The organism is Leptospira venezuelensis (genome assembly GCF_002150035.1).
Lineage (GTDB): Bacteria > Spirochaetota > Leptospiria > Leptospirales > Leptospiraceae > Leptospira_B > Leptospira_B venezuelensis.
The window spans coordinates 707,848-728,607 of record NZ_NETS01000011.1 but is presented as its reverse complement, the minus strand read 5'-3'; the positions used below and the strand labels follow the sequence as shown (position 1 = coordinate 728,607).

Below are 20,760 nucleotides of genomic sequence, written 5' to 3'. Positions count from 1 at the left end.
CTCACTTTTTTAGGAGGAAAAGTGATTAGAATATACGGTCCAAATCTTCCAATTGTGCCAGACTCACTTCCCAATCCGGAATTTCTCCCTCAGGTGCGTGACCGTAGGCACAGAATGCGAATGGGGTACCGTTTTTGCGGGCCGCTTCGTGGTCAGAACTTCTATCCCCGATCATCAAAATTTCGTCTGGGGAATAAGAATAATCTCGGATGTATTTTGCGACTATATCCGGCTTGGTCTTGATCGTTTCATTGTCCAAAACTACAATCGGGTCGAAAAGAGGCAGGATGCCCGAGACTTCCAGGATGGTTTTTACATAGGGCATTCTGCCATTGGAAGCAGCTAAGATCTGATAACCCTTATTTTTGAGGGAGGTGACCGTTTTCTTGACCTTAGGGTAGAATTCACCTTCTCCTTGTCGGATCTTAGACACCAAAAGTTCTAGGACTGAGTCGGAGATCTGGTCCCTTTCTGACTCTTTAAGTTGTGGAACCAGGTTTAGGAAGATGGTTTTGACCGGTTTTCCGATCTCGAGCATGATCCTCTCTCTATCAGGGACCTCGATTGGGATCTGGGAGTTGGCCGAAAATCTGCGGATTGCTTCCGCATAGGTTTCTAAGATGATTCCTTCAGAAGAAAATAGGGTTCCGTCCACATCGAAGGCAAGTGCGCGGACTCGTTTGGGATTCCAATCCATTAGCAAGACAATAGTTTTGGTTGGGGAATTCGAGGCATTCCTTTTTTCCTTCGCTTGATTTTCCTAGCACTGGCGTAAGGATGGGAAAAGAGTTCCGGATGGAGAGAATGGGTAAAAACCGGGGATTAGCGGATCTAGAGTCACCTGCAGATTCTAGAAAGAGTTTATATTCTTCTTTTGCCTGGATAGATTATAAAGCCCAACTCCAAAAAAGGGTAAGGGTAGAAGACCTTCCTAAATATTTTCATTTAACCGAATCTGAGAAAATCGGGATCCAAGAAACCATCCGACTGAATGTAGGAACTACTCCATATTATCTTTCTCTTTCAGATCCCGAAGATCCGAATTGTCCCATCCGAAAAATGATTGTTCCGAGAAAAGAAGAGTGTTTCTTCTCTCCGGAAGAAACACTGGATCCTTTGCATGAAGAAGACCTTTCTCCCGTAAAAGGTCTCACTCATATGTATCCGGACAGAGTATTACTCTTTTCGAATCATGAATGTTCTGTGTATTGCAGACATTGTATGAGGGGACGAAAAGTTTCAGATTCTTCTGAAAGAATGGAAACTGCGGATCTGGAATTATGTTTTGATTATATTCGAAATCATCCTGAAATTTCAGATATTGTGATCTCGGGTGGAGATCCTCTCAATCTATCCGATTCCAAAATAGATTGGATCTTGGAAAATTTGGAAAAGATCCCTCATGTGAAAATTTGCAGGTTAGGGACTCGCAACCCAGTTACTCTTCCTATGAGAATTACTACTGATCTATGTAAGATCATAGAATCTCATAATACCGATAAGTTATCCATTTTTTGTAATACACAATTCAATCATGAAAAGGAATGCACTTCGGAAGCAAAGGAAGCAATTCTCAAACTTCTAAAAGCTGGAGTAAGCGTTGGAAACCAATGTGTCATTCTAAAAGGAATTAATGATGATGGAGAGACAATGCTTAAACTCCATCGAAAACTTTTGGAACTCAGGATCCGCGCTTATTATATGTATGATCCGGAATTGATCCCTGGTTCTCGCGGTTTCAGGACTCCACTTGCAAAAGGTATTCAAATAATTGAATATATGCGCGGAAAAGTTGCAGGTATGGGAATCCCGCAGTTTGTGAACGATCTTCCAGGTGGTGGCGGAAAAGTAAGTCTTGGTCCAAATTGGTATCTTGGATTTCACAAACCTTCTCGAAATCATGTGTTTAGATCTGCGGTGAGAGGGACTTATCATCTTAGTCCGGAACCGACAGATAGCGAATACGCGGAATTTTATCCAGAGATCAGCGAAGAAACTTGGTCGAAGATACTACAGAATTCTTATTCTGCATTTAAAGGTCTTGGTCCTTTAGGAGAATCGGGAAAATGAATTCAGATTCTCCATCTGTTTTGATCGTTGCGGATATCCAAAAGCCAGACTTGGATCCAAAGGATACTCAGGAATGGGAAGATCGAAATTCAGTTCTGGAAATGAAACGGACCCTTGAGGAATTAGGGGAGAAGGTTGAGATCCTTGAATTTCCATCGAAGCTACTACAGAATCTTTCAGACTATTCATCTTTAGAACCGCAAGATCGACCTGTTCTATTTCATCTGGTAGAAGGTTTTCGGTCTCGGAATCGCGAAGCTCTACTTCCTGCAATCGCAGAATATGCGGGATTTCCTCATACTGGATCGGATGCATATGCGCAGAATTTGAGTCTGGATAAACATCTTTCTAAATTGTTTTGTGTTTCTGCAGGTGTTCCTAGTAGCGCATGGACGATTTTGGAGAAGGATTCTGTCGAAGTTACTACATTTATTGAGGATGTAGATGCGGCACGGAATTCGGATTCTATATTCCGCGGCGCAGATGGCATGCTGAATTTGGATTCCACATTCCGCGGCAATCGACTTCCGCTAGGATCCGAATTCCCAGTATTCTTCAAACCCAGATTCGAAGGTTCCAGTTTGGGAGTGGGAGAGAAAAATCTAATCTCAGATTTAGCAGATTTGAATCAATTTCTTAACTCCAAATTCCAAGAATACTCTTCTTGGGTTTGTGAATCGTATCTACCAGGAGAAGAATGGACTCTTGCTGTGATAGGTTCACCAACATGCGGATACAAGGCAAGCAAGGTGGCAAGGATCGGTTTAGAAAATTCTCCCGAAACGATTTACGGAGAAATTACTAAAACCAAACTGAGCATGCCTGAAAGATTGTATTTCGATTTAGATAAGGAAAGATCTGAATATATTCAGAAGAATTCATTAGAATTATGTAAATTACTTAAAAGTTCCGGAGCAGTTCGTTTGGATTGGAAGGCGGATGCCCAAGGTAAACCTATGTTCTTAGAGTGGAATTTGACTCCTGGGCTTTCTTCTTATTATAGTAGCTTTCCTATCTGCTATTCTGAAAGTTTAGGAACTTATTCTGATCTGATGAAGGAACTTTTGGAGATCGCAAGAAAAGAATTTTTAACGGAAAGATTTCACTATTCCAAACTGAAAAAAGAAAAACAAACGAACGGGATCGAAGGATGAAAACGTTTCGAGAAGAATTAATAGACCAGGTCAAATATCATCCTGTATTGACTGCAAATTTATGGTTGGAAGAAAAAGAAGAGAAAATGGAAAAATCGGACCTTCTTCTTTGGTTGAAGCAGGAATATTTTGTGTCCGTGGATTTTGTGAACTGGTTCTTGAACACTGCCGCTCTAACTAATTTTGTACCTTCTAAGATAATACTAGTGCATAATATTTGGGAAGAGTTGGGAGAAGGTAAAGAAGAAGATTCACATGTTTCTATCCTTCGGAAATTTCTCTCTGAAATGGGAGAGGCAGTGACTCAGGAAGATATGCTTCCTGAGACCAAAGCCTATCTGGATTTAATGAAAAGAATTACTACCACTGATTTTTATTCTGCATTAGGAGCTCTTGGACCTGCGAACGAATATCTTCTGAAATTAGAATATTCTAGAATGTATAAGTCTTATTCTGATCTAAAATCCAGAATCACTCTTCCGGAAGGAAAATTTTTCCAGGTGAATCTGGAGGCAGACGAATCTCATTCCGAAAAAATGTTTAGATTGATAGAGGAGGTTGCTACAGATCCTGAAAAAATGCAAAAGGTAAGAGAAGGCTCTCGATTAGCATTGGATGCACGTTTAGTATTTTATGAAGGTTTAAAGAAGGTAGTATCTTCTGTTTCTCATTAAATCTTAGAGCGGATTGATTTTAATAAACTCATAAAGAACATTCCTAATAAAGGAACCAAGGGTAAATAAAGAAGTGGAGAAATCCATCTCCATCCTTTTAATGAATGAGAAAGTTTTCGAACTGCAAAGAAACCAGGATATCTCGTGTTTCCAGAGATAAGCTGCACATTCCCCTCTACCAATTTAGTTTCTAAACTTGGATGTAAATCTTTTAGATCTTGAGAAGATAAATCTCTAAAACTTACAAATTTTACGTTTTGATCTAAGGATAGTTTTGCAAGTTTAGAAGCAAGACCAGAACAAAATTCACAGTCACCATCATACAAAAAAACATTTTGTTTCATCAGGAATCGATCCGTTGTTTAGATTCCAAATCTTCCGGAAGGTTTCTTAAAAAATCACATACGGAAGGAATTTCTTTCTCTTGTAATCCTATCCAAAAATAGATCCAGATACCTTCTTTTTGAAGTCCGCTACATTCTTTAGCATACCATTTAGAAATTGTATTTTCTGCCCTGGCTCTCCAGAAAAGAGTAGGTGTTTTCTTTAACATCTCGTCCCAGATATCTCTTCCTACTCCTTCACCCCTTGCAATCTCGTTCACTGCAAATTTAGATAGAAAAGTTCCCCAAGGAGTATTTTGTAGAAGTGCACATCCTTTGTATTCTGATTCCAAAACGATCCCTGAAAATTCCTTATTCCAAAAACCTTGTTTAAGTCCTCTTCCAAAAGAATCTTCTATAAGTTTATTCAACCTTTTAGGATCTATTTTCTGGAAATCGGTATGGAATTCTATTTTATTCTTTTTTCTTAATAGAGTTCCACTACCTTTGATAGTGAATAATTCTTTTAATAAACCCGGAGCAGATGTGATTGCGATCTGAAGGTTCGGATCTCCTGTATATTCAAAGATCATTTTACACTCTTTGAATAGTGTCTCATCTTCTTTTTGGAGGGTTTCAGTAGATTCGAAATCTAATATGGAGATCTTTTTATCTTCTGAATTATGAAGTCCCGTTCTTGTAGTAAGAAGAATTAACTTTTTAGTTCTAAGTTCTTTGCATAAATTAGAAAGATAAGGATAAATTTCAGATCCACCTTGGTCTGTCACAAATACTGGGATCTTCTTCTCCTTTAAGGAAGAAAGAACGGATTCCAATGCATGACTTGGATTTCTGAACCATTTGGCAGGAAGGTTTCTAGAACCTGGAAGTTCTTGTCCTTCTTCCAGGGAGTCCTTGATTGATTCCAAACTGATCTTGGAAGCAGGAGAGCGATAGAATAGATTTGCGTATGAGACTCCGTCCTTCTCCAGAACGACTACCGGGAATAACTGTAACTTTTGTAATAATTTTAGATTGTATAAGAATGCTTCAGCCGACTCGGTTAAGGTCTCGGAGCTTGCATGTATAACCGCAAATTTTTCAGGCTCCAAGGACTGGAAGAGTTTCAGGAACTGAAAACTGTCCTTGGAGTTTTCTGTGACTTCTAAAAGTTTGAGTAGGATCTCCTGGTGATTCATCTCTCCCGGGAGTCTGATTTAGTCGATCCGATAGGCAACTAATTTTCCTTTTAACTTTGCGATGGTAACCGATTGTTCTTTGTCTGACTTCAGTTTTAAGAAGCCTAAAAGGGAAGGATCTCCTGCAACTAATGCCACATAGGATCCGGAGAAATTCTTTTTCAAAGACTCTCCCCAGGTTGAGTAGAGTTCTGAAACGGAATCTTTATCTCCCAATCGGACTCCGTAAGGAGGATTTGTTACGATCTTTCCTTCTTTGAATCCAAAGCTTGAATCCAATTCTTCTGCGGAAGCAACCTTCCAGCGGATTAGGTCAGCAACACCGGCTTCTTTTGCATTCTTCTTAGCAAGCTCTATTGCATCTTCTGAAATATCCGAACCAAAGAGTAGGGGCTCCTTAGAATCCCATTCTTCTTTGGCTTTGCAAGGTCCAAAAAGCCTAGTGAAGATAGAAGATCTAGATAAACTTTTATAATTCACCCAGCCGCCGTTTCTCATTCTGAGCGCGGCTTCTATTAATAGAGTTCCGGAACCGCAGAATGGATCGTACAATGCCTCTCCCGGTTTCCAGCCAGAAAAACGGAGAAGTGCTTGGGCCAAGGTTTCTCTGAGCGGAGCTTCTCCGCCTTCTCTTCCATGTCCCCTTCTTTGTAAAGGTTGCGCGTGTAATGCTACGAATAATTTTACCTGGTTCATTCTGGAACGAAGATAGAATAATACTTCAGGTTCTTCACGATCCGCTTCTGGTAGTTCCAGACCTTGGGCTCTGAATCTGTCGAATATCGCATCTTTTAAGCGGTAGGTTGCGTAACGTGAATCTTGCAGGTTGTCTTTTGTCGCGGCGTCTATTCTGAACTTGGTGCCGGGAGAAAGTAATTTCTCAAAAGGAAACATTGCCGCGACTTCGTAAAGATCGTCTGGCCCTTGTATATCTTGCCAAGAAGACAACTCAAAGCTGATCCCGGAAGAAATCCCAGAACTCAAACAGAAGTCTCTGACTTTTTTAGCAGGTCCCTGGAAGAAAACCCCTCCTCGATTGTCAGAGAGAATTTCTAAGCCTGCTTCCTTTACTTCTTCTTTTAATAAGAATGCAAGACCATCTCCGCATGACGCGTGATAGGTGAGTGCTTCCGGTCTATCGAATTCGGAAAGAGAAAGTTTTGCTGACTGCCAACCAGCACGGATACCTTCTCTATAATTATCTTCTTCATAAGGACGAGTAGGGCGTTCCGAACGAAATCCTTCTTTCCCCCGAGGTGAGAACGGACGTCTTTCACCGCTGTTGGAATCACGGGAAAATGGTTTTCTTTCTCCGCGATCTGAGTCACGGGAAAATGGCTTTCTTTCACCACGTTCAGAATCACGAGAGAACGGTTTTCTTTCGCCACGATCTGAATTACGTGGGAATGGTTTGCGGTCGCCTCTATCGGAGGAGCCTTCGTTGTAGGAGCTCCTACCTTCTCTTCTTGTATTTCCGGAAAACGGTTTTCTTTCTCCTCGGTCAGAGTCACGAGAGTAAGGCTTTCTTTCACCGCGATCAGAGTCACGAGAGTAAGGTTTTCTTTCACCGCGATCAGAGTCGCGAGAGTATGGCTTTCTTTCACCGCGATCAGAGTCGCGAGAAAAAGGTTTTCTTTCGCCACGATCTGAATTACGTGAGAATGGTTTGCGGTCGCCTCTATCGGAGGAGCCTTCGTTGTAGGAGCTCCTACCTTCTCTTCTCGTATTTCCTGAAAAAGGTTTTCTTTCTCCTCGGTCAGAGTCACGAGAGAAAGGTTTTCTATCGCCTCTGTCTGAATCACGAGAGAAAGGTTTTCTATCGCCTCTGTCTGAATCACGAGAGTATGGCTTTCTTTCACTGCGTTCGGAATCTCGAGAGAAGGGCTTTCTTTCTCCACGGTCTGAATTACGTGAGAATGGTTTCCGATCTCCGCGATCGGAATCTTTATCTCGATAAGGTTTTCTGTCATCGTCAGAAAATTTACGATTTCCGGAGCGGGCAGGCGGATTGCGATCATTGCCTGAACGAAATGGTTTAGCGCCACCTCTTTCTTTTTTGAAATCAGAAGTTTCTCTATCTTCTCTTTTTTTATAAGGTCTTTCGGAACCTTCTTCTTTTCTTGCTTTGAAGGGTCTGTCGGAAGAATATCCCGGTTTGGAATTTCCGTCTTTTGAGCGATACGGTCTTTCTGAATCGCCTCTTTCTTTAGAGCGATAAGGTTTACGATCGGAATCTCGATCGGAGTCAGAGTTTCTGGAGCGAGTCGGTTTTGAAAAAGAAGAACCTGATTTATTAGCAGGCCCCTTCTTGCCATAACCGGAAGAAGGGGATTTTTTAGCGGATGGTTTTTTGGAATTCAATGCTTAAGCGATTTGTTGGGCCAAATAATTTTGGACCCCAATGGTTTTGATGATCTCTAGCTGGGCCTCGAGCCAGTCGATATGCTCCTCCTCGGAGACGAGGATCTTCTCGAGCAATTCACGTGTGCCGTTGTCTTTGTTCTTGGTGGAAATTTCAATCCCGCGATTCAGACGTTCTACGGCATTATACTCTACGTCTAAATCATTCTTTAGGATACTTTCAATATCCTTGCCTACATTGATCTTCATGTATCTTTGCAGATCAGGAATTCCGTCCAGGAAGAGAATACGTTCGATCACTTGGTCTGCGTGATTCATCTCTTCAATAGATTCCTTCTTCATGTAAGAAGCAAGTTTGTCGTAACCCCAGTTCTTGTTCAACTTTGCGTGGATAAAATACTGGTTGATCGCTGTGAGTTCGGCGGAGAGCACTTCCGCTAAGATTTCGAGGACTTCTTGGTTTCCTTTCACGTCGTTTCTCCTACCTAAGATCACTATAAACGAGAGTGCCTATTTTGAAAAGCGAGATTCGAAAAAAGGCAGCGTTGTCTCTTAAGTTTTTGACTTTGCTCGAAATCATTCGCCGGGAAATTTGTAGGAATATGACCTCGGCCTATGTGCTCGACTCTCATTTAAGCAAATTTGGCAAGACTGATTCCGACTATCAATCGCTATCTTATGATACTGCGAATCATTTACTTAAGAGGAATCCGGGTTTTATTCCTGAATTTCTAATATTTGCATGTATGGCCCCGGAACGTTATACAGGGGAAATTTTTTTACCGGCAAAGATCAAAGAAGATCTGGGACTTTCTTCCTTATTCGCGATCCGTTCTGAGACTGCATCTTCCAGTGGGGCTTCTGCTCTGCATCTGGCCCGTTATCTTCTTCTATCAGGAAAATTTAAAAGAGGAATCGTGATTGGGACAGAGGTAATGAGTAGGCTTCCTCGAGAAGAAAATAATCTTCTCTTAGGTTCAGTGCTTTCTTCTCAGCAAAGAAATCTGGCGATGTCTATGGCCCAGGGTGGGGCACTGACAGCTACCAGGTATTTAAGGGATTTTGGATATACTAGAAAGGAACTTTTTAAGTTATCTAAAAAACTTCATGATAACGGTCTCGAAAATAAGATCGCACATATTCAGAAAAATTTAAGCGAAGAGGAATACTTCTCCTCTCCGATGTTTTCCAGTCCATTATGTTTATATGATATTTCTCCTTTGTCGGACGGTTCCTGCGCGTTATTATTGGAAACGGATCCGGCAAGATTGAAGAAGGACTGCAAAAAGATTGAAATCACAGGAACGGGACATGGTTTGGGTCAGGTAAACGGAGTTCCAGGAGGACTTAGTTTTCCTGCCTCTAAATCAGCGTTTCAGCAGGCATATGTGGAATCTGGTAAAAAACCGTCCGATATCAAAGTGGCCGAGCTTCACGATGCATTTACTATTTTCGAGATCATTGCCGCAGAAGATGCAGGGTTATTTCCGCAAGGTAAGGCTCTTGCAAATGTGGCCGAGGGAATCACAGACAAAAGAGGAAGGCTTCCGATTAATCCATCTGGAGGATTGAAAACAAGAGGTCACCCGGTTGGAGTTTCAGGTCTCGCACAGATTGCTGAACTTTGCGAATTTATGAATACGAATGATTCGGATACTGCACTCGGTTTATCCATCGGAGGATTGGGAGTGAATAATTTTGCCACAATCCTCGAGGCCAAAAAATAAATGCCAGAAAATATTTTAGTAATCCAAACTGCTTTCTTGGGAGACCTGATCTTAACCACTCCACTTTTTAGAGAGATCAAGAAAAAGTTTCCTGGTTCTAAAATGACGGTGATCGTTAATAAAGGAACTGAATCTGTGTTGGAAGAGAGTCCCTGGATAGATCAGATCATTCCTTTAGATAAAAAGCAGATCAAATCTTCCTTTTTTGGTTTTTGGAATTTCTGTAGAGAATTAAGAAAACATAATTTTACAATTTGTATTTCTCCACATTTTTCATTTCGTTCCTCTATTATTTCTTTTTTAAGCGGGGCTAAAAGAAGGATCGGATATAAGACGGCAGGATTTTCATTTTTATTGAATGAAAGAAGGCCAAGGTTATTAAGAGGGCCTCACGAAGTAGATAAACTTCTTTCTTTGATCTACTCGGAAGAAGAAAGAAAAAATATTCCAAGGCAACCTGAACTATTTTGGAAGTCCGAATCCGTTTTTGGCATCCAATCTGAAATGAAGAAGAATGGTTTAGAAAAAGGGAATTATATCCTGGTATCACCTTCTTCTGTTTGGGAAACAAAACGTTTGCCTGCGGATAAATTTAAGACCGTTAGTAAACTTCTTCATGAAAGAACAGGTTTGAAAATTGTTCTGACCGGAGGCAAAGGAGATTCTAAACTTTGCGAAGAAGTGGGGGAAGGTTTCGGGATCAATCTTGCTGGTAAAACTTCTCTACCCGAGATGAGTTATTTGATGAGCGGGGCCGCACTACTTGTGACCAATGATTCTTCTCCGATTCATTTTGCTTCTGCATTTAATATCCCAACTTTGGCTGCTTTTGGTGCCACCATTCCAGCATTCGGTTATACTCCTTTAGCTGATAGAGTGTTTATATCCGAGGTAAACGGCCTAGACTGTCGTCCTTGTGGTATTCATGGGGGAAGGGTTTGTCCTAAAAAACATTTTCGTTGTATGTTGGATCAGGATACGAACAGAATGGTGGAAGAAGGAATTCGTCTAATAAAAGGATAATTATGGACCAAAACATTTTTAGAAAACGGATCCGAGACGTTCAGAATCTTTTAAAAGAGTCGGAAGTCCTACTGCTATTTGCTGCTCCTCAAAAGATCCGCAATAGGGATGTGGAGTACAAGTTTAGACAGGACTCCGATTATTATTATCTGACGGGTATTGAGGAAGAAGACGGTGTTTTGGTTTTACGTAGAGATTTCTCCGCTCATTTTGCCCTTCCTAAAGATAAAGAGAAAGAAATTTGGACAGGCATTCGTTTAGGCAAAGAAGAGATCAAAAAAAACTTAGAGTTGGACCAAAGTTTCGATCTCGGAGAATGGGATTCTAAAATTTCTGATATTCTCACAAACCAATTTACGCTATATCATTTTTTTGGAAAGGACTCTAAAAGAGATTCTGAGTTACTCGAACTAATCAGCTCTTTGAACAGAAGATTAAGAGAAGGGAAATTCGGTCCTCAAAGATGGGAGATCCCAAACTTTCTTCATGAAATGAGGATGTACAAATCCCCGGAAGAGATCGAAAAACTAAAAGAGTCTTCCAGGATCACTGCTCTCGGTCACGAAAGATTATTCAGAGAGACTAAAGTTGGAATGTACGAATTCGAATTAGAGTCTATTCTGGAATCTGAATATTTGAAACATGGTGCCTGGGGTGGAGGTTACGGTCATATAGTTGCAGCAGGGAAGAATGCAACCATTCTTCATTATACAACTAATCGCGCGAAGATAGGTGACAATGAACTGATACTAGTAGATAGCGGAGCGGAGAAGGATTATTACACTGCTGACGTCACTCGCGTTTTCCCATCCGGGAAAAAATTCACTTCAGAACAAAGAATTATTTATCAACTCGTATTGGATGTGCAAAAACAAGCGATCTTGGATACAAAACAAGGAGTTGAGTTTAATGCAGTTCATGAAAAGACAGTGAAAAATTTAACCTCTGGTTTGATTGATCTTGGATTATTGAAAGGTAATCTTTCAGATGTCATCGAAAAGGGTGAATACCGCAGATTTTATATGCATCGGACTGGTCACTATCTCGGAATGGATGTACATGATGTGGGGCGTTATTTCGAGAACGGAAAAAGTAAACCTATGGAGAACGGACTCGTTGTAACTGTGGAGCCCGGATTATACTTTGATCCTACGGATGAAACGATTCCGGCAGGTTTTAGAGGCATCGGAGTTAGGATTGAGGATGATGTTTTGTTGAATGGCGAAAACCCTATCGTTCTGACATCTATGATCGCAAAAGAAGTTGATGAGATAGAGGCGATGAGGGGTTGAGCTAATTTATTCAATTCAATTTCTATAATATATTCCGGAATATTGATTCCAAAAGTTGCCAGACGCTGTTGATATCAGCGTTGTTTTTATAATTGACCTGGGTTTTACTTTTGATCGCTGCTTTAATTTCTTGTTTACGTCTCCTAACTTTTCGTCTTAGCGGCTAATTTTGGTCTAAGGTGAACTAAATTCAAAAATTTTAATATTCAGTCTGTTTTTCATTTGAATATATTTGTTTAATATTATGGATTCGATCTCAACATTTGGGAGCGAATATGGAAGAAGTATTTAGAAAACGAATTTTAGAGAATGAGGGTAAGATCCAGATAGATTGGAGAATTCCTATGGAAATGGAATCAATCTGGAGAGATGCAATTTTTAGTCTGGGAGAGCCGAAGGACATCCTTGAATTCTTGATTTCTGCTTTTAAAGAACGAAAACAAAAGGGTAAAATCCTAAGATTCGATTTTGAAAAAGTCAAAAGCAGCGATTTCAGGAAAAGGATCAGAGTTTATGGTTCTGATTATTGGGAAGCAATGGGTTACGCTAAAGAAAGGAATGTTTCTACTAGTAGTTTTTTAAGTTCACTTTTAAAGATGGAATGGATCTTGAGTTCCGGGTTTAGTTCGTTTAGGATAGAAAATCCGAAGCTGAAAAATAAAACTGCAAAAAATGAGGAAAAGTTTTTGCCCTGGGGCGCTTGAATGCGAGCTCTATGTTGGAATTCCAACATGAGTTGTAAGTGAAAATTGGGGTTGTAGTTTAAGGGATTTTCAAGTATAGGGGAAATGGCTTCTCCCACAAGCCCACCTCCTCCACCCGACCGGGTGGGGGCTGGTTTTCAACTCACGTAGGAGCTCCGACAAACGGCAGATCCCTCAGATAAGTACTTAATGAGTCTCTAAATAAAGTCTGATTGCTTCCTTCATTACAGATAAACCAATAGGAAGTGAAGCTTCGTCTATATCAAACTTGGAACTGTGGTGCGGGTGAGTAAGTCCCTTCTCTTCGTTCATGGAACCCACGAAAAAATAACATCCTGGGACTTTCATTAGAAATGCTGAGAAGTCTTCTCCACCCATTGTTTTTGTATGTTCTTCTGTGACTGAATTTGGACCTAAAATATTTTCCGATGCTTTTCGGACAATATTTGCCATTTCAGGATGATTGATGGTTGGAGCATTCGTTCTTTCGTAATGGATGATTGCCTTGGCACCAAAAGCGGAGGCAGTATTTTCTACCACTCTTTTGAATAATTCGGGTGCCTTATCGAACATTTCCTTTGTGAATGTTCTGATAGTTCCTTTTAGTTCTGCAGTTTCCGAAATTACGTTGAATGCATGTCCTGCATGGAAAGCACCTACTGTAACTACGCAAGAATCCAATGGATCGGTGTTGCGAGACACTATACTTTGAAGAGCGGTAACTATATGAGAACCTACTAATATAGGGTCCACAGTATGTTGCGGCATGGCTCCATGTCCACTGATACCTTGCACAGTGATCTGGAACTCATCTACTGCCGCCATCATCGGTCCGTCTACGACTCCCACTTTTCCAACAGGAATATGATTCCATACATGGAGAGCTAAGGCTGCAGAAACATCGTATTTTTCTAATATTCCTTCCTCAATCATTCGATCAGCGCCTTGTCCACCTTCTTCCGCCGGTTGGAATACTAGTAAGACTCTTCCTTTAGGAACGATAGCAGTCGGATTTTCTTTAAGTTCGGAGGCAAGCCCCATTAAGACAGAAGTATGAGCATCATGCCCGCAGGCATGCATGACTCCATTATGAACTGAAGTGTAATCTGTCTTATTCTCCTCAAAGATAGGAAGAGCATCCATATCTGCTCTTACCAAAAGAGTTTTGCCTGGTTTTCCTGAATCAATTAGACAAGCGATCCCTGTTTTTGCAATTCCGGATTGGAACGTATAACCTAAGGATTCTAAATGTTTAGATACGAAATCTGCTGTCCCAACTTCTTCATATCTGAGTTCGGGATGTTTATGAATGAATCTACGATATCGGACCAGTTCTTCGGTCCTTGCGGGGGAGACTGTTTTCATACTATATCTAGGATGGTTTATCCCGAAATCGGTTTTTAGTCCCTCCTTTTTTATTTTTTAGAAATACTTTCAGGAAAGAAGTAGAGGTAAGACCGACGAACTATAGAGTTCTATCGTACTCGTCCAATTCTCTTTTCCAAACTTGTGTACCGCAATAGTGATCTCCTTCCGGGCAATATGGTTTGATATCGCCTTGCAGACGGATCCAGCAAGGTGCTTTGATCCATTTTGCGATTTCCGGTTGAACCTTTGTCAAATCCACAAGTTCATTAATAGAAGCTTGGAAAATTTCTTCCTGAGCATTATAACAAGTTCTTGCTCTCCACTTATGATGAAGGTTCAATAGATCCCCGCTTTCATAAAAACGGACCGGGAAAGCGTTTGGAAGAAGATAAGAAGCATGTTCAGGAGATCCCCCGGCTTCAATAAAACGGTTCAGGCTCTTGAAAATGCCGTCCATTCTTCTTCTATAAGTTTCCTCTAATTGAGGATATTTTAATACAACTTTAGGAACAATATAGTCTGGCATTCCAGTATATTGGCTCATTAAGACTGGGCGAGAACCTGGAACCATTCTATGTCTTTGGTCTTGGCTGTCGGCAGAATGAGAGATTCTTTTTTTGAAAGAATAATGCACATTAAACATCGCTCTGGAGAGAGGGCTCATCGTAGTTTCATTCAGAGTAGAAGTCAGATGTTTGTTTTTAGAAGGATCCATTACAAGTCGGATTGCTTCTTCATCGTTTAAAGAATTTTTAGACAAACCTAAAACAGCGCGGACGGATGAAGCCAGCACTTCTGGCCCATTAGAAGAGTAGGAAACCAGCCTTGAATAACGATTATCCATATCTTCGTCGAATTCTCTAACGAAGTTTTTAGCCGCTTCTGGCCTATATTCTAAAGAACCATCCTGGTAGAAGTCTTTGAAAAATCTATATTCTGCAGTTTCTTCTAAAGGGATCGGGTCATCCATTTCTTCTACATAAAGTGGATCAATCTCTTTTACTTTTTCGATCATCTCTTCAACAACTAAACGTTGCTCTTCAGGAACATCAAAAGAATTCATCAAACGATGATATCTGTGAAGAGTGAGTCCGTTTACTGAATGATATAAATAAGTATAAGTTCCCAAAGGAAGAAGGTAACGTGCAACTTCTAGACACTTCTTCTTGATTGGCTGTTGCCATTTTTCAGGATAATTTGCACGAGCCTTGTATACTAGGAAATATTCATCCTGAATGAATGGATGTAGTAATTCTACAAATTCGAAATACGCGTTAGACGCTGATTCCACCGCTTCCAGATACAGTTCCTTCTGCTTTCCTGATAGAGTAGGTGGGATATAATAGTTTTCCTTTTTCACTTCTACATATCTTTGGCTCACTTGCTCGGAGTTATAATAAGGATGAGAATGTAGAAAGGACCAAACGAACTGACGGGATACCTTGTCCAATGTGAATATAAAATGAGGATGCTGTCTAGTGGTGAGGTGACCCGCTTTCTTGGTGGATTTGGCCACCTTGTCTCTGATCTCCAGAGATTTTTCAGTACGGATCATGTCCTCAGGAAGAAGGATCCCTTTAGAAGAATAGCAGGTTCTGGCAGAAGCTATGGCAAGGTTGAAAGGTTCTGTGGTCGCATCTAAAAGTTGGACGATTGGTTTCTGGTGTTCCATGGGATCTGCTACTCCGGAAAACTAAAATGGTATTATGTCGGTAAGCGAAAAGCAAGAAATGTAGGAGTTCCGACAAAAACCGTTTAGAAAATCGCTTGCATTTAGTTACAAATTATAAAATATGTAAACTGTAACTAAATGGAGGTTTCGAATGAAACTGAGAAAATTAGGTAAAAATGGCCCAGAAATTTCCCAAGTCGGGTTGGGTTGTATGGGGATGTCGGACTTTTACGGCACAAAAGAAACCAGAAACAGACAAGAATCTATCGCGACCATCCACGAGGCACTGGATTCAGGGATCAATTTTCTGAATACGGGTGATTTCTACGGGATAGGTCATAACGAACTTTTAATCTCTGAAGCACTCAAAGGAAGAAAAGACAAACCAATGATCAGTGTGAAATTTGGAGGACTTCGAAATCCGAATGGAGCATTCATCGGATACGATTTTAGACCGAACTCTGTGAAAAACTTTGCGGCACATTCCCTTACTAGACTTGGAGTGGATGTGATCGATATTTATCAGGCATCAAGAGTCGATCCAGAAGTTCCAATCGAAGATACCGTTGGTGCAATCGCAGATCTGATCAAGGAAGGGTATGTGCGTTATCTAGGACTTTCGGAAGCTTCTCCTGAAAATTTGAGAAGGGCACATAAAGTTCATCCGGTAACTGCTTTGGAAATTGAATATTCTTTGGCAACTCGTGTGATTGAGAAGGAACTACTTGATACTGCGAGAGAACTTGGAGTCGCGATTGTTCCGTATGGAATTGTGGGGCGTGGACTTCTGACCGGAAAGATCGAAAACCATTTGGGCGTTGCGGATTTTAGATCTATTTCTCCTCGCTTTCAGGGAAAAAACCTTGAAGCGAATTTGGAGCGTGTGAGTCTGCTACAAGAGCTTGCAAAGAAGAAGGGTTGTTCTACTGCCCAACTTGCTATCGCTTGGGTGCTTCATAAAGGAGAAGATATTTTTCCTTTAATCGGTTCCACAAGAAGAGAAAGTCTTAGGGAAAATTTAGAAGCTCTTTCGGTCCAATTAAGTCCGGAAGAAGTGAAAACCCTGGATGATACTTTTCCGGAAGGTGCTTTCCAAGGAGATAGATATCCTTCTCATTCGATGCAGCTCGTCGTTAAATGAGAAATGCCTAAAACAGGTTTAAAGCCAGAAGAATTACAAGAAAAAGTGCTCGATGCCGCAGAGATTGAGATCAGAAGAAACGGTGTCGAGCGTTTGAAACTTACAGACGTGGCTAGGAACCTAAACCTAAGCCACGCAGCCTTATATAAACATTTTGCAGACAAAGAAGCTCTACTCGACTCCATTTCTAAAAGATGGTTGGACCGTATCGATGCGGCTCTTGCGAAAGTTTCCTCAAAGACTAGTCCATTGGAAGAAAGGATCTTGGAATGGCTTATGACACTCCATACGATGAAAAGAGAGAAGGTCCAATCAGATCCTAGAATTTATACAGCATTCAATAATTCTGCCGAGAAAACAAGACCATTCGTTAAAAAACATATCCAGACAATGTATGAGCAATTGGAAGCAATGGTCCAAGAAGGAATCCAAAAAGGATTATTTTTTTGTAATACTCCAAAGGAAGGAGCGAGGATTATCTTCGAAGGAACTGCTGCTTTTCATCATCCGCGTATGGTATTCGATAATATAGAAGAAGATAGGGTCGAGTTTTTAAGATCTGTTGTGAATACGATCCTATCAGGTTTGAAAAGTAAGAAATAGAAATTTTCACACAGAGATCACTATGCACACTGAGTTAAAAAAAATATAAGCACCTCTGTGTTCTCCGTGCGCATCAAAATGACGAAAGTCCGGATTCTGATCCTTACTTTTTCTTTTTCAATCCACTCTTAGAACGTTTTGATTTGGAACTTATTATTTCTTCCGGCTCTTCTGTAACTTCTTCGGAATCCCAGGAAACTTCTTCTAAAGTTTGCGGAATTTTTTCTTGGGCTCTGGAAGCTTGGAATTCAGACTCTAATTTTCTTTTTCGAGCTTCTTTTCTTCTTTCTTGGTCTTGATAGATATTCAGTAGGAATTCCATCACTATAGGAAGAAGTACTCGGGAAAGAACAGTTGCAACAATTACTCCGAAGATCACCACTGTTGCTAAAGGTCTTTGCACTTCTGCTCCGGCCATCGTAGAGATTGCCATTGGAATAAATCCAACCGCTGCAATAATCTCAGTTGTCATTACTGGGCGAAGTGAATGAAGTCCTGCAGATAAGACTGCCTTAGATATCGTAATCCCTTTCTCTAATTCTTCTTTGAGAGTGGAAGCGTACACAACCCCGTTCAAAACTGCGATACCACTTACCGCGATAAATCCAACACCTGCAGGAATACTGAAAGGAAGTCCTCTTAGCACAAGACCAATAATCCCTCCTGCGACTGCGAGAGGTACTACAATGAAGACTCCAGCTGCATAATAAATATTTCCGAATGCGGCAATTAACATTACGAAGATGATTCCGAGAGCAATTGGAACCACGAGCATCAATCTGTTTTTCGCTCTTTGGAAGTTCTCGAACTGACCACCCCAATCTGTTCTATAACCTTCCGGTAGATTTTTTTCTATATCCGCAGTGACTTTCTGTGCTTCGTTTACGAAACCTACTAAGTCTCTTCCTCGAACGTTTGCTTCGACCATGATCCTACGTTTTAAGGATTCTCTATAGATTGCGGCAGGTCCTTCTACAAATTCTATTGTTGCAACCTGGCCGAGAGGAACTGTAACTCCGGTAGAAGTCATGACTGGAATATTTTCCAATTTGTCCAGATCTGAAACATCCAACTGAAGACGAACTACAAGATCGAATCGTTTGAATCCTTCAAATACTTTTCCAGCTTTTCTTCCGATCCGCAAAGATTCAACTGTGGTAAGTATTTCTTCTGCAGCCACGCCGTAACGTGCCATCTTTTGTCGATCTGCTTTGATTTGGATTAAAGGAAGACCAAGAACTCTCTGTACTCTTAAGTCAGCAGCGCCAGGTACTTTTTTGATCTTATCTGCAAATTTGGATGCAGTATCCTTTAATGTCTGGAGATCGTCTCCGTAAATTTTAATTACAACGTCAGCTTTGGATCCGGAAAGAAGTGCATTCACTCTGTTCTCGATCGGCTGAGAAAGTGAGATCGTACTAGAAGGAACTGATTTTAAGATCGCGTCCTTCATCTTATCCATAAGTTCGTCTCGAGAAGAAGCGCTTGTCCATTCGTTAGAAGGAATGAGTTTCACCATAGACTCACCTTCTTCCGTTCCGATAGGTTCTGCCGCAGATTCGCCTCTACCCATTTTGCTCACGACGCTTGTTACTTCCGGAAATTGAGCGATTACCTTCTCCATTTCAGTATTCGTATCTCTGGAATAATTGATAGAAGTAGATGGAAGTCTTTTGATATCTATAGCAAATTCTCCTTCGTCGATACGTGGAAGGAATTCTGATCCTAAAGTAGATCCTAATATTAGAGAAACTGCAAATACTCCTACACCTGCTCTTAGGAATAACTTTTTATTCGCCATTCCGAAGTCGAGAAGTTGCATATAAATTTCTTCTGCTCTGTCCCAGAACTTGCTATGGTGGAATATCGGCTTTTGGAATAGGATACTAGCTGCAGCAGGGAAGGTAGTTAAAGAGAATAGAAGTGCCATAGCAAGCGAGATAACAACAGTCATTGCCATCGGTTTGAACATTCTACCTTCTACACCTTCTAACGTCATGAGAGGTAGGTATACCAATAAGATAATCCCAACAGAGAAAGCTGCAGCCCTTCCTACTCTCACGCATGAATCAGTGATGATCTGTTCTGCTGCGAGTTTTCTGTCTTCTTGTGAGTTTTGTTGTTCGTAGAATGCCTGTTTCAATATAAAACCGTGAAGAACGGATTCCAACATCACGATGGTTCCGTCTACCAAGAGTCCGAAGTCCAAGGCTCCAAGTGACATCAAGTTACCAACAATACCGAACATTCTCATAAATATTGTGGCGGCAAGCATTGGGATCGGAATGGATAAACTAACTAAGAGTGCACCTTTTACTGTTCCGAGCGCAAAAATTAAAACGATAATTACGAGTACCGCTGCTTCTGCCAGGTTAGTGAAGATGGTTCCTAACGTTCTTCCGATAAATTCTGAACGATCGTAGAATGTTACGATCTTCATTCCTTCCGGAAGTCTGGCTCTTAATACCTCTACCTTTTCTTTGACTTTTTTTACAACTTCTAAGGAGTTTTGGCCCAGGAGCATCATTGCAGTAGCGCCAACAACTTCTCCCTTGGCATCTTTGGTCATAAGCCCGAAACGAAGTGCAGGACCAGTCTCAACAGTAGCGATCTGTCCTAAGAGTAAAGGAACTCCGTCTCTTTCTGTTTGGACCGCAACGTTTCGGATCTCATCCACAGTTTTGAATTGGCTTTCTCCTCGGATCACGATTTGTTCCGCATTTTTGGAGATATAACCGCCGCCAGTATTCTGGTTTGCTGTTTCCAGTTTATCACAAAGTTGAGATAATGTAATATTATGAACTGCTAATCTTTGGGGATCGATCTTGATTTGATATTGTCTTGCTTCCCCGCCAATAATATTTACATCGATAATACCTTCGGTTGATTTGATCTCTCGAGCAAGTTCCCATTCCATATAAGTTCTGAGTTCTTCCGGAGTATGGCGATCGCTTGTTAGAACAAATTCGTAAATATCTCCAAGACCTGTAGCAATAGGAGAAAGCTCAGGACTTCCATAACCTTTGGGGATCACTGCTTCTGCAGCTCTCAATCTTTCGTTGATGAGTTGCCTTGCAAAATAAATATCGGTCCCGTCCTTGAAGATAACTGTAACACTACTCACTCCAGTTCTGGAAATAGAACGGATCTCTGTTACGTGAGGAACACCAGTGAGTTCCATCTCAATCGGATATGTGATAAACTGTTCCACCTCTACAGGAGAAAGGCCGGGAGATTGAGTTACTACGGATACCTGAACGTTTGTAATATCCGGAATTGCGTCGATAGAAAGTTGATATGCATTATAAAAACCAATTATGGTGATGCCTGCAGTGAGTATCAGGATAAAAATCCTATTCTTGATGGAGAGACGTATCAGTTTATCTATCATGGAAGGGTTCCGGGCAAGGATACGAACAAATTCCCAGTCAGTCCGGACTTGTCGAATG

Annotated in this window: 17 protein-coding genes; 9 read left to right on the top strand and 8 right to left on the bottom strand. The window is 41.0% G+C overall.

Going from position 1 to position 20,760, the window contains the following annotated elements; translation table 11 throughout:
• Positions 1 to 25 precede the first annotated feature (25 nt).
• Positions 26 to 697, bottom strand: coding sequence for an HAD family hydrolase (locus B1C82_RS19500; RefSeq protein ID WP_086449197.1), 672 nt, complete (start codon positions 695 to 697; stop codon positions 26 to 28).
• 107 nt (positions 698 to 804) lie between these two features.
• On the opposite strand from B1C82_RS19500, the gene B1C82_RS19495 reads away from it, so the two are divergent.
• From B1C82_RS19495 to B1C82_RS19485, 3 genes are read left to right on the top strand one after another with little or no spacing between them, the layout of a single operon-like run.
• Positions 805 to 2,070, top strand: coding sequence for a KamA family radical SAM protein (locus B1C82_RS19495; RefSeq protein ID WP_086449369.1), 1,266 nt, complete (start codon positions 805 to 807; stop codon positions 2,068 to 2,070).
• Positions 2,067 to 3,224, top strand: coding sequence for a D-alanine--D-alanine ligase family protein (locus B1C82_RS19490; RefSeq protein ID WP_086449196.1), 1,158 nt, complete (start codon positions 2,067 to 2,069; stop codon positions 3,222 to 3,224). Before B1C82_RS19495 ends, B1C82_RS19490 begins: the two co-directional genes overlap by 4 nt.
• Positions 3,221 to 3,898 carry an iron-containing redox enzyme family protein gene (locus B1C82_RS19485; RefSeq protein WP_086449195.1) on the top strand — a complete coding sequence of 226 codons (678 nt, stop codon included), beginning with the start codon at positions 3,221 to 3,223 and terminating at the stop codon, positions 3,896 to 3,898. The genes B1C82_RS19490 and B1C82_RS19485 overlap by 4 nt, the downstream gene beginning before the upstream one ends.
• Here the strand turns inward: B1C82_RS19485 and B1C82_RS19480 are convergent.
• From B1C82_RS19480 to bfr, 4 genes are all read right to left on the bottom strand, one after another.
• Complete coding sequence (locus B1C82_RS19480; RefSeq protein ID WP_086449194.1) at positions 3,895 to 4,242, bottom strand: DCC1-like thiol-disulfide oxidoreductase family protein; 348 nt, start codon at positions 4,240 to 4,242, stop codon at positions 3,895 to 3,897. The genes B1C82_RS19485 and B1C82_RS19480 overlap by 4 nt on opposite strands.
• Positions 4,242 to 5,420, bottom strand: a complete 1,179-nt coding sequence (locus tag B1C82_RS19475) for an acetylglutamate kinase (RefSeq protein ID WP_086449193.1) — start codon at positions 5,418 to 5,420, stop codon at positions 4,242 to 4,244. Before B1C82_RS19475 ends, B1C82_RS19480 begins: the two co-directional genes overlap by 1 nt.
• Positions 5,421 to 5,438: 18 nt before the next feature.
• Entirely contained in the window at positions 5,439 to 6,605 is a 1,167-nt protein-coding gene (locus tag B1C82_RS20955) for a THUMP domain-containing class I SAM-dependent RNA methyltransferase (RefSeq protein ID WP_086449368.1), read from the bottom strand.
• 1,179 nt (positions 6,606 to 7,784) lie between these two features.
• Entirely contained in the window at positions 7,785 to 8,252 is a 468-nt protein-coding gene (bfr, locus tag B1C82_RS19465; RefSeq protein WP_086449192.1) for a bacterioferritin, read from the bottom strand.
• A 131-nt stretch (positions 8,253 to 8,383) separates the two neighbouring features.
• Here bfr and B1C82_RS19460 point away from each other — a divergent pair, with 131 nt between their 5' ends.
• The 4 genes from B1C82_RS19460 (at position 8,384) to B1C82_RS19445 (ending at position 12,527) form a co-directional block, all read left to right on the top strand.
• The gene (locus tag B1C82_RS19460) at positions 8,384 to 9,508 is read left to right on the top strand and encodes a thiolase family protein (RefSeq protein WP_086449191.1); all 1,125 of its coding nucleotides are present in this window, start codon (positions 8,384 to 8,386) and stop codon (positions 9,506 to 9,508) included.
• Complete coding sequence (locus tag B1C82_RS19455) at positions 9,509 to 10,531, top strand: glycosyltransferase family 9 protein (RefSeq protein ID WP_086449190.1); 1,023 nt, start codon at positions 9,509 to 9,511, stop codon at positions 10,529 to 10,531.
• 2 nt (positions 10,532 to 10,533) lie between these two features.
• Positions 10,534 to 11,823 carry an aminopeptidase P N-terminal domain-containing protein gene (locus B1C82_RS19450; protein WP_086449189.1) on the top strand — a complete coding sequence of 430 codons (1,290 nt, stop codon included), beginning with the start codon at positions 10,534 to 10,536 and terminating at the stop codon, positions 11,821 to 11,823.
• Between the two features lie 275 nt (positions 11,824 to 12,098).
• Positions 12,099 to 12,527 (top strand): hypothetical protein, encoded by a 429-nt coding sequence (locus B1C82_RS19445; protein ID WP_086449188.1) that lies wholly within the window; start codon positions 12,099 to 12,101, stop codon positions 12,525 to 12,527.
• Between the two features lie 186 nt (positions 12,528 to 12,713).
• Here B1C82_RS19445 and B1C82_RS19440 read toward each other — a convergent pair whose 3' ends face one another.
• Both B1C82_RS19440 and B1C82_RS19435 read right to left on the bottom strand, forming a co-directional pair.
• Positions 12,714 to 13,892, bottom strand: a complete 1,179-nt coding sequence (locus B1C82_RS19440) for a M20 metallopeptidase family protein (protein WP_086449187.1) — start codon at positions 13,890 to 13,892, stop codon at positions 12,714 to 12,716.
• Positions 13,893 to 13,992: 100 nt separating this feature from the next.
• Positions 13,993 to 15,567: an FAD-dependent thymidylate synthase gene (locus tag B1C82_RS19435; protein ID WP_086449186.1), complete on the bottom strand. Its 1,575-nt coding sequence runs from the start codon at positions 15,565 to 15,567 to the stop codon at positions 13,993 to 13,995.
• 151 nt (positions 15,568 to 15,718) lie between these two features.
• Between B1C82_RS19435 and B1C82_RS19430 the strand changes: the two genes are divergently transcribed.
• Complete coding sequence (locus tag B1C82_RS19430) at positions 15,719 to 16,708, top strand: aldo/keto reductase (protein ID WP_086449185.1); 990 nt, start codon at positions 15,719 to 15,721, stop codon at positions 16,706 to 16,708.
• Between the two features lie 3 nt (positions 16,709 to 16,711).
• A complete protein-coding gene (locus B1C82_RS19425) occupies positions 16,712 to 17,311 on the top strand; it encodes a TetR/AcrR family transcriptional regulator (RefSeq protein ID WP_086449184.1) in 600 nt (199 codons plus the stop codon).
• 103 nt (positions 17,312 to 17,414) lie between these two features.
• Here B1C82_RS19425 and B1C82_RS19420 read toward each other — a convergent pair whose 3' ends face one another.
• A complete protein-coding gene (locus B1C82_RS19420; RefSeq protein ID WP_086449183.1) occupies positions 17,415 to 20,702 on the bottom strand; it encodes an efflux RND transporter permease subunit in 3,288 nt (1,095 codons plus the stop codon).
• Positions 20,703 to 20,760: the final 58 nt, after the last annotated feature.